Annotated in this window: 2 protein-coding genes; both read right to left on the reverse strand. The window is 61.1% G+C overall.

Annotated elements, in window-relative coordinates; all coding sequences use genetic code 11:
• Positions 1 to 67 precede the first annotated feature (67 nt).
• Positions 68 to 220 carry a hypothetical protein gene (locus tag GBM95_RS12425; RefSeq protein WP_193222704.1) on the reverse strand — a complete coding sequence of 51 codons (153 nt, stop codon included), beginning with the start codon at positions 218 to 220 and terminating at the stop codon, positions 68 to 70.
• Between the two features lie 120 nt (positions 221 to 340).
• Positions 341 to 1,174, reverse strand: coding sequence for an ADP-ribosylglycohydrolase family protein (locus tag GBM95_RS11705; protein ID WP_152159250.1), 834 nt, complete (start codon positions 1,172 to 1,174; stop codon positions 341 to 343).
• Positions 1,175 to 1,405: the final 231 nt, after the last annotated feature.

Below are 1,405 nucleotides of genomic sequence, written 5' to 3' on the forward strand. Positions count from 1 at the left end.
GAAAAAGCAAGTGGGTTTCAATGAAATCTTTAAAGGATTTCAACTACTTGCTTTCTCTCGACCGTCGTTATACCAAGACCGAGAGCGAGATTTTCCGCTTGAGGGCGCACGGGCCGTTCGCCGTCGTCATGCTGACGATCGTGCCGGGCTCGTCCCAGGCTTCAACGGAGGGGTGAAAGCGCATGGCTTCAAGGATGTCTTCAACGAGATCCGGGGTCATGTGTTTGTTTTTCCTTTTTGTGTGGTATTTCTTCGCCGCGTTCTGCCGGCGCTGATCAGCGGGTCTGCATCGTCCGGCAGTTGAGAGTATGGCGGGAAAATCGCGAATTGGCGAATGTCGTCAGGAAAGAGGCGGAAGCGGGAAGGCTTCCGCGAAATCGAGCACGATGCGGCGGAGATCATCAGGGAGAAGCGCGATCGCCTTTTCGCGGATCGTCTGCGGGACGGGATGGCGGCCCGCAGCAATCGAGCCCGCAATGGCGGCAATCGTGTCGCAGTCGCCTCCGAGCGCAACCGCCCGGCGGATGGTCTCCTCGTAGCTTCGGCTCTGAAGCGCGATTTCAAGCGCGAGCGGAACGGTGCCCCGGCAGGAAAGATCCGTCCGGATGGGCGGCGTAAGGCTCTCAAGTTTCGGAAGAGGACCCAGACTGCCGAAGCGCTCCGCCCATTCGCGTCGAATGTCGTTTTCGGCCAGATTCGCCCGGAAGGCGTTGATCGCCCATACGGTGGCGGCCGCACCCATGAGACCTTCCGGGTGTCCGTGCGTGGGGAGCGTTGCAATGCGGGCGAGCTCAAGCGCTTCTGCGGGCGTTCTCGCCGCCCAGGCGCAGGGGGAAATCCGCATGGCGGCGCCGTTTCCGAAGCTCATGGGAGCGGGCGCGTCGTCGCTCAGCACCCAGCGCATGAAGCGCGCGCCGTAGCCGGCGCTTCCATGGTCGCCCGCAAGCTTTCTGAGCGCGGGGGCAATAAGACTTTGGAAGTTCTCATGGTCAACCGTGCCTTCGGGCGTGCGGGCATCAAGGAGCGCCTTTGCCACGGCGCAGGTGAGAACGGTGTCGTCCGTCGGAAATGCGCCCGGCGGGAAAATGACGAGCTCTTCGGGAGAGCCGCGGAAGTTCGCAAATTCGTAGCGGGAGCCGAGGATATCGCCTGCAATGGCGCCGATAAGCGGCATAAGGGAGTTCTCCGGAGAAGAAACGGGAGGAATGGCGGAACGCCATTCTGACGCGGCCCGCGGCAGAAAACGACTGAAATAGAAAAGGAATGAAAAACCGGCCGTACGCGGGAATGCGGTACGGCCGGCTTCTGTCGTGTGCCCGGCATGGGCGATTTCTATAGGGTGAAAGTCCCGATGAGCAGGAGGTAGTGCCAAGCTCACAGCCAGAGGCAAGGGTGTCCGTCGTGA

Source organism: Sutterella seckii (assembly GCF_009183815.1).
GTDB classification, from domain to species: Bacteria; Pseudomonadota; Gammaproteobacteria; order Burkholderiales; family Burkholderiaceae_F; genus Sutterella; species Sutterella seckii.

Bases quoted from the DNA above. Each gene is read 5' to 3' on its own strand.
- GBM95_RS11705 (WP_152159250.1), bottom strand. From the start codon at position 1,174: ATGCCGCTTATCGGCGCCATTGCAGGCGATATCCTCGGCTCCCGCTAC.
- GBM95_RS12425 (WP_193222704.1), bottom strand. From the start codon at position 220: ATGACCCCGGATCTCGTTGAAGACATCCTTGAAGCCATGCGCTTTCAC.